Below are 1,141 nucleotides of genomic sequence, written 5' to 3' on the forward strand. Positions count from 1 at the left end.
CTGTTTTACTTTGCAAATCCATACCAATCATGGGAGCGAGGCACTAATGAAAACACCAATGGTTTGATACGACAATACTTACCAAAACGAACTTCCATGTCACACGTGACACAGAAGCTATGCAATGAAATTGCACACAAATTAAATACGCGCCCACGCAAAAGACTTGGGTATAGAACACCACTGGAGTATATTCATGCGCATCTTTAAAAAGTGTCGCACTTCAAACTTGATACTAAGTTTAAGACTCAAAGGGTTAAGTTTTACGTTACCAAAAGCTTAACTCGACTTACCTTTGAAAACCAAAACCAGACGCTAAAAAGCTGAATTAACTCATAAATTTAGTCGTAATGACTTTGAGTTTTAGCGTGAGAAACCGAAAACTTGAGCTCAAACTTTGAAACTAACATCGCTTCATTCAACTCACAAACGCACTGAACTTAAATGAGGCAACACTCTGAATTTTTAGCGCAAACGAATTGGAGTCCAGAAAACAGCGACCACTGAAGTTAACCTGCCGACATGACCAAAATTGGAAATACGAAGAGAAGAAACAAAGAAAAGATGCAACCAGCTGATTTTACATGATTAAACATAACGCCGCGTTAAGGGGTGCAGGCACGCAATACAAAAGCTACCGCACAGTGCCGTAACCACTGAACCCAACGCAAACTGAAAATGCCACGCGTGCCAAATCCCACTTGAACGCCTTGTTATGCTTAAACTTCAATGGGTTACGTTTACTAAAAACAAGATTAACTCAGCTTTGATTCACGAACAAAAGCCAAAAACCTGAAATGACTCATGATTTTGAAAATCAGACTTTGAACTTTGGTAGCTAAAACGAAAAAACCTAATATCAAATTTCTGATTGAGCCAACCACCCTAACCTCGCGCTTACCCGACAATTGAATGAGGCAATTCTCTGAATTTCCAGCGCCAAAGAATAAGTGTCCGAAAAGCAGCGCTCACAAAAGCCAACTTGCCGATAAACACCAAACTGAAAAGCCGAGGGAACAAAGAAAAACCATAAACCAACTGATTTTACGTGACTAAACATAACGCCGCGTTAAGGGGTGAGTGCCGCCTAAACCAAGTTTCCGCAGACCACTTTCACCACCAAAACTCACTGCAAACCAAA

Annotated in this window: 2 protein-coding genes; one reads left to right on the top strand and one right to left on the bottom strand. The window is 40.6% G+C overall.

All coding sequences use genetic code 11. The annotated features are described in order from the left end of the window. On the top strand, window positions 1-210 hold a 210-nt coding region (locus CIK04_RS00175), incomplete at its 5' end, for an IS30 family transposase (RefSeq protein WP_128824562.1). Between the two features lie 842 nt (window positions 211-1,052). Here CIK04_RS00175 and CIK04_RS00190 read toward each other — a convergent pair. Further along, window positions 1,053-1,141: DUF3265 domain-containing protein (locus tag CIK04_RS00190; RefSeq protein ID WP_128824563.1), on the bottom strand; the 89-nt coding region annotated here is incomplete at its 5' end.

The sequence above is a fragment of the Vibrio sp. 03_296 genome (assembly GCF_002265885.1).